This is a genomic window from Massilia sp. 01N410, assembly GCF_056399665.1.
The window spans coordinates 1-6,893 of the sequence record NZ_JBFTRV010000038.1; the positions used below are offsets into that span (position 1 = coordinate 1).

General features: G+C 59.4%; 7 protein-coding genes. 1 reads left to right on the forward strand and 6 read right to left on the reverse strand.

What is annotated here, in order from left to right; all coding sequences use genetic code 11:
• On the reverse strand, positions 1 to 218 hold a 218-nt coding region (locus AC1DOP_RS26950), incomplete at its 3' end, for a DUF1565 domain-containing protein (RefSeq protein WP_442123696.1).
• A 529-nt stretch (positions 219 to 747) separates the two neighbouring features.
• Between AC1DOP_RS26950 and AC1DOP_RS26955 the strand changes: the two genes are divergently transcribed.
• Positions 748 to 1,380, forward strand: coding sequence for a methyltransferase domain-containing protein (locus AC1DOP_RS26955; protein ID WP_442124954.1), 633 nt, complete (start codon positions 748 to 750; stop codon positions 1,378 to 1,380).
• Positions 1,381 to 1,635: 255 nt separating this feature from the next.
• Here the strand turns inward: AC1DOP_RS26955 and AC1DOP_RS26960 are convergent, their stop codons facing one another.
• The 5 genes from AC1DOP_RS26960 to AC1DOP_RS26980 all read right to left on the reverse strand — a co-directional run.
• On the reverse strand, positions 1,636 to 2,766 hold the full coding sequence (locus AC1DOP_RS26960) for a DegT/DnrJ/EryC1/StrS family aminotransferase (RefSeq protein WP_442124955.1): 1,131 nt from the start codon (positions 2,764 to 2,766) through the stop codon (positions 1,636 to 1,638).
• Positions 2,767 to 2,773: 7 nt separating this feature from the next.
• Positions 2,774 to 3,397 carry an acyltransferase gene (locus AC1DOP_RS26965; protein WP_442124956.1) on the reverse strand — a complete coding sequence of 208 codons (624 nt, stop codon included), beginning with the start codon at positions 3,395 to 3,397 and terminating at the stop codon, positions 2,774 to 2,776.
• A 1-nt stretch (position 3,398) separates the two neighbouring features.
• Positions 3,399 to 4,460 (reverse strand): Gfo/Idh/MocA family protein, encoded by a 1,062-nt coding sequence (locus AC1DOP_RS26970; RefSeq protein ID WP_442124957.1) that lies wholly within the window; start codon positions 4,458 to 4,460, stop codon positions 3,399 to 3,401.
• A gap of 10 nt (positions 4,461 to 4,470) precedes the next feature.
• Positions 4,471 to 5,799 (reverse strand): nucleotide sugar dehydrogenase, encoded by a 1,329-nt coding sequence (locus AC1DOP_RS26975; protein WP_442124958.1) that lies wholly within the window; start codon positions 5,797 to 5,799, stop codon positions 4,471 to 4,473.
• 41 nt (positions 5,800 to 5,840) lie between these two features.
• Positions 5,841 to 6,893: UDP-N-acetylglucosamine 4,6-dehydratase family protein (locus AC1DOP_RS26980; RefSeq protein WP_477254362.1), on the reverse strand; the 1,053-nt coding region annotated here is incomplete at its 5' end.

Here is a 6,893-nt window from a genome sequence, read left to right on the forward strand (position 1 = left end):
GACACGAAGCGGATCCGTGCGCTCGCGGTGCCGTTGACGGACGAGGTGATGGTTTCGGAATAGGTGCCCGGTGCGACGTGAACCGTGTCGCCCGGCAGGGCCAGGTTGGAGGCGCGCTGGATGGTGCGCAACGGAGCGGTGCTGGACGTACCGGCGTTGGTGTCGCGGCCCGAGGTGGAAACATACAGGTTTCTTGCAGACGCTGCAGCCGAGCTCATGAGTAATACTGCAAAACCGCTGAGCAACATGGCGTTGGACGCTTTGGGAAGACGAGCAAAAGTTTTCAAGGGAAATGCCTTTAATCACGAAAAGAAGAGATCGAATTTTACGGTAAGAAACTGACGTAATTCAACTTTTCTCGGAAAAAATTTTTCTCAGTGAATTGTTTGGCTATGGAATTTTCCTGAAATCAATTAAAAACGAATGTTCAATAAAAGTTCAATATTTAATCTATAAAATTTAATAGTTCATTAATGTTTTTGGTCGCAATATTTCTCAAATAAAAGCAATTTTATTTGTTCGTAAATTATTCAAATACGAGCTGGCGCGGGATTCTTTAGGGGGCTGTCGAGAGGAAATTGCAGGGGAAAAGCAGGAGATTGGGTTTTCATTAACTTATTCGGGGCGCGCCGGGTTGCGACACGATTCCTCTCCATATTTTTTCTAGGAAAATCAATGACTTGCGAAAATGAGACGTGCCCTGTTCAATGGCGCACAAGAATTGCGGTATGGATGAGGAGACCGCTTTTGCACAAGTTGCAGTCTCTCGAGAGGAAGGTCGCCGAGGCGATCCATTGGATCGAGGATTTTGTATTCGAGCGAAGATACCAATTGAATTGCAGCGGCTATATCGAAAATCGAAAGCTGGAAACAATTCATTCGGCGGCCCTGCCGCATTCGATGGCCTATCAGGCAGTCACTTGTGCCGCGATCCGTGAATTGATCGATGAGGTGGAAAAGACCGGTATCGTATTCGATCATTTTATCGATCTCGGCTCAGGCAAGGGCAAGGCCTGTTTTTACGCCGCTATGCGATTTCCGTTTCGTAAGATTATTGGCGTCGAATTTTCCGAGCCGCTCGTTGAAATTGCTCGAGATAATGCTGCCAGATTTGGGGCGGAGAATATCTTCTTTGTTAATGCCGATGCCGCCTCCTTTTGCCTGCCTCCTGGCAACAATCTGGTTTTCTTGTTCAATCCATTTAGTGAGTCCATTCTGAAAAAATTTCTAGAGAGTAATGCGGATCGATTCAGGCAAAGCCGGTCGGTCATTGCTTACGCCAACGACCAGCATCGCCTTTGCCTTGCAAGGGCCGGCTTCGTCACTCTCTTCAGGAATCAGGACACCCAAGGGTCCCTGCATCAGTACATTACTGGTTGAGCCGGGACGCGGCGGCGGCGTGGCAGTCGAACTGTTGCGCTAGGGGATGAGAAAATACGGGAGGCTTGTTTGAAAGCGGCGCAATGAAAGCCTGCGCCTTTCAATGTCTTGCGGTACGCAGTACTTTTATGCGTGGTGGATAAATCATTCCGGCATGGTGAAGATAGTCGATACGATCCTGTACGGTATTGCAAGCTCCATCGCACAGCAGTCATCATTGTGCGACAGAGCTTGCTTCGCCAGGCTGACGACGCACTACTCCGCTAATGCGACGGTTTCGATCTTGGCGGAAGGCATCGCAGTCACCTTATCCAGCAAGGTGCGTGCAACATGATCGGCATCGGAGCGGGACAGATAGGGCCCCATCGGCAGACTCATTACCCTGGCGGCCATTTCGTCGGCAACCGGGCAGGTATCCCTGATCTCTGGCGAGGTATAGGCCGGTTGACGATGGATAGGCATGGGGTAATGAATTGCGCTTGGAATTCCGGCCTCCTTCAGCGCGGCCTGTACCCGGTCCCGTTCTTCGAGAACGACCGTATATTGTGCATAGACGCTGCTGCGTTCCGGTAATACGCCGACCAGGCCGATCCGGCCCGACAGAAGGGCGTCGTACCACGCCGCCACCGTGGCGCGCTCGGCCAGTTCCCAATCGAAGCGCTCGAGCTTTGCCAGAACGACCGCACACTGGAGCGTGTCCATGCGTCCTCCTACGCCGATGCGCGTATGGACGTAGCGCTGCGATTGCCCATGGACGCGAATTTCACGTGCTGCTTTGGCAATCTCGTCATCATCGGTGAACAGTGCGCCACCGTCTCCGTAACATCCGAGTGGTTTGCTCGGAAAGAAGCTGGTACAGCCAATGTCGGAAAGATGGCAACTTTTTTTGCCGCGATAGGCTGCGCCGAAGCTCTGCGCCGCGTCTTCGACGACCGCCAGTCCAAAGCGTTGTGCAATCCCGTTGATCTGATCCATGTCGGCTGGCTGACCGAACAAGGATACCGGCATGATCGCCCGGGTGCGGGCGGTGATGGCGGACTCGATCAGCGCAGGATCGATATTGCAGGTTTCGCGGTCGATATCGACGAACACCGGCTTCGCGCCGACCAGGACGATTGCCTCGGCGGTGGCGATGAATGAGAACGGTGTTGTGATCACTTCATCACCCGGACCGATGTCGAGCGCCATCAGGGCGATGATCAATGCCTCGGTGCCGGATGAGACTGTGACGCAATGGCGCGCGCCGCAGTACTCTGCAAGCCGTGTTTCGAGCTCTGTCACTTCCGGCCCCATGATGTATTGACCGTGGTCGAGAACGGTCTGGATGCGCTGGTTGATCAGGTCGCGGGATTGTTGATATTGGGATTTGAGGTCGATGAATTCCATGGTCGATTCACTTGGCTGGTTCAGGAAAGCGGGCCCAGGCGCCGGCGCTTGTGCTGTAGGAAAGCATGCAAGTACCGTCTCGCAGGATGTAGAGATCCTTGGTGTGTTGGCAGCGTGCCTCGGCATTACCGGTCAGCGGCAAAGAGAGGCGTTCGCCGAAACGGCTGATCCATCCGATCTGGCGTGCCGGTATGCCCGCCATCAAGGCAAACGCCGGCACGTCGCGGGTGACGACCGCGCCCGCGCCGATGAAGGCGTGCTCGCCGATCGTTACCCCGCAGACGATGGTCGCGTTGGCGCCGATGGTGGCTCCGCAGCGTACCAGCGTGCGCCGGTATTCGTGCTTGCGCGTGACCGCCGCCCGTGGGTTATAGACATTCGTGAAGACCATGCTCGGTCCGCAGAACACATTGTCCTCGAGCGTCACGGCATCGTAGACCGAAACATTATTCTGGATCTTTACGTTGTCGCCGATCACAACGTCGTCGCCGACGAACACATTCTGGCCGAGCGAGCAGCCGGCGCCGATACGCGCCCCCGCGCAGACGTGGGCAAAGTGCCACACACGGGTTCCCTCGCCGAGCACGGCGCCATCATCGACGATCGCGCTGAAGTGGATGGTGGTATCCATGTCAGTAAGCCAGTGGCAAGGCCACACGCTGGCCGTCGCGTGCCGACTTGTATGCCGCGATCAGCACTTCCAGCGACTTCAGCCCCTCACGGCCGTCGGTTTCCGGCTCGGCCTCGCCACGCAACACCTTGATCACGTTGTCGTAGTAGAGCGGGTGGCCGAAGCCGTAAACGGAACTCGTCTCATAGCTGGCGTCGCGCACCTTGTCGTCGTCTGGATCCGGGGTGGCGAATTCCCAATGCTGGATCTCGTTCACGGCGACGCCGCCGATGCGTACCGTGCCGCGCTCGCCCAGTATCGTGATCGAGCCTTCCAGATTGCGCGGGTAGGTGAGCATGGTGACATTCATCGAACCCAGCGCCCCGTTGCGCCAGCGCAGGCTGAGCACCCCGGTATCCTCGACCTCGATGTCGCGTGCCAGCGTGGCGGTATACGCTTGCAGGCTCTCGACCGGGCCGATGATCCATTCGATCAGGTCGACGTAGTGGCTGGCCTGGTTCATGAAGGCACCGCCGTCGAATTCCCAGGTGCCGCGCCATTTCGCACTGGTGTAGTACTCCGGCGGACGGGTCCAGAACACATTCAGGTTGACCATGTAGATGCGGCCGAAGCGCTTCTTGTCGACCGCCCGCTTGAGCAACTGGAGCGTGGCGTTGCGGCGGTTCTGCTTGACCACGAACAGGCGCACGCCGGCCGCGTCGGCGGCGGCGACCATCCGCTTGCCGTCCTCCCAGCGGGTTGCCATCGGTTTCTCGGTCATCACGTGGTGTCCGGCTTGCGCGATCTGGATCGTCTGGTCCGGATGCATGCCGGACGGTGTCGTCAGGATGAAGGCATCGGCTTCGCATTTTCGCAACATCTCGTCCAGGTCGGTATAGCCGGGGGCGCGGGTCGAGCCTACAGCGTGGTCGAGGGCACGCGGATCGACGTCGCAAACACCGACCAGTTCTGCACGCTCATGATGCTTGCGCAGCGCATCGAAATGATTGTTGGCGATGCGGCCGCAACCGACCAGGGCAAAGTTGATCTTGCGGTCGGTAATGGGAGCGGGATAAGGGCGCATGGCGGGATCCTCAAGCTTTCACGATGTTGGACATGGGGGCGAGGTAGACACCGCGCGTGTCCACGATGAGCGGTGCGTGTCTCTGGATCAGATCGTAGTCAAAGGCGGAGTGCGCGGTCGCCAGCAGCACCACGTCATAGGAAGCGATGCTTGCGGGTGTCAAATCGACGCTCGCGAGGTCGAACCGGTGCTCGCGCATGCGCGGGAAGACCGGTACGTGCGGATCTGAATAATGAACCACGGCGCCCTTGTCCCGCAGGATCTCCATCAGTTCGACCGAGGGCGACTCGCGCATGTCCTCGACATCCTTCTTGTAGGCGATGCCCAGCACCAGCACCCGGCTGTTCATGACGGACTTGCTGCGCCGGTTGAGTGCATCCGTGACCTTCTCGATCACCCAGTGCGGCATCTCACTGTTGATTTCGCCCGCCAGTTCGATGAAGCGGGTGTGAAGTCCGTAGGCGCGCGCTTTCCAGGTCAGGTAGAAAGGATCGATCGGGATGCAATGCCCGCCCAGGCCGGGGCCAGGGTAATACGGTGTGAAGCCGAAGGGCTTGGTGGCCGCTGCGCGGATGACCTCATGGATGTCGATGTTCATGCGGTCGGCGATGATCTTCATCTCGTTGACCAGGCCGATGTTGACGGCGCGGTGGATGTTTTCCAGCAGCTTGGTCAGCTCGGCGGCGCGGGTCGAGCTGACCGGCACCACGCGGTCGATGGCGGGGCTGTAGAGGGCGATGCCGGCCTCCAGGCAGGCCGCGGTCACGCCGCCGCAGACCTTGGGAATGGTGCGTGTCTGGAAGTCCGGGTTGGCCGGATCTTCGCGCTCCGGCGAGAACACCAGGAAGACGTCGCGCCCGACAATGAAGCCGCGCGATTCCAGCCGCGGCTTGAGTTCCTCGTCGGTGGTGCCGGGGTAGGTGGTGCTTTCCAGCGACAGCACCTGGCCAGGGCGCATGAAAGGCAGCAGGGCGTCGGCGGTGCCGAGCACGAAGGACAGGTCCGGTTCGCGGTAGGCGTTCAGCGGGGTCGGCACGCAGATGATGAGCGCGTCCGGCTCGCCCGCGCGGGCGAAGTCGGTGGTTGCCTCGAATCCCGTGTCGTGCGCCTTCGCGATATCGCCGGCCTTGATATGGTTGATATAACTTTCCCCCCGATTCAGACGCTCGACCTTGGTACCGTCGATATCGATGCCGAGGACGCGGAAGCCTGCCTCGACATAGCGCAGCGTCAGCGGCAGGCCGACGTAGCCCAAGCCAACGATGCCGATAATGGCTGTGCGGTCACGCAGCTTGTTGACAAGCTGCTCCAAGGATGCTGGCTTGCTTTCATCACGCATGGAAATCCTCCTGAATCGGTTAGGGAGAGGGGCAAGGCGAATCAGATACGGAACGAGACGGCTTTCTTGATCAGTCCCAGACGCTGCGGGGTCCGGACGGGCTGGGCGGCTGGTGCGCTTGGTGCGCTTGGTGCCGGCTGGGGGCTATATTCGGTGACGATGGCCTTGACCATCGACTCGATCATCTTGCGATCATGGGTGTCGCAGGCCATCATCAGGCAGGTGATGAAGGTGTCGAGAACCCCGGGGCTCAAGGCATTTTCTTTCATGCGCATGATGCGCGGGTGGTCGCTGGGGAAGATCACGCCGTCGGTCAGCAGCTCCTCGTGCAGCTTCTCGCCCGGAAACAGGCCGACGTAGCGGATCTCGATGTCGCCGTCCGGATTCTGGATGCCTTTTTCGGTCAGGCCGTGCAGGGCGATCATGGTGCGCGCCAGGTCGACGATGCGCACCGGTCCGCCCATGTCGAGCACGAACACGTCGCCGCCCTTGGCCATCGCGCCGGCCTGGATCACCAGCTGGGCGGCCTCGGGGATCAGCATGAAGTAGCGCGACACTTCCGGGTGGGTGATGGTCAGCGGACCGCCGCGTGCGATCTGGCGCTGGAACAGCGGGATCACCGAGCCGGACGAACCGAGCACGTTGCCGAAGCGAACCATGCAGAAGGTGGTATTGCTGCCGTGCCTCGCCGCGGCCGCTTGGAAGATGAGTTCGGCGATGCGCTTGCTGGCGCCCATGATGTTGGTCGGGCGCACCGCCTTGTCGCTGGAAATCAGCACGCAGGTCTCGATGCGGTGCTTGGCGGCCTGGGAGGCGACAACCTGGGCGCCGACCACGTTGTTGCGCAGGCCCTCGACGATATTGGTCTCGACCAGGGGCACGTGCTTGTAGGCGGCGGCGTGGTAGATGGTGTCGACCTTGCCGTCGCGCAGGATGCGCTCGACAAGGTCGGCATTGCATACCGAGCCGAGGTGGGCTTCGATGGGGATGTCGGGAAAGCGGGTGGCCAGCTCCTGGCGGATCGTGTAGAGCGCGAACTCGGAGTGGTCGAGCAGGTGCAGGCGGCTCGGCGCGACGGTCACGATCTGGCGGCA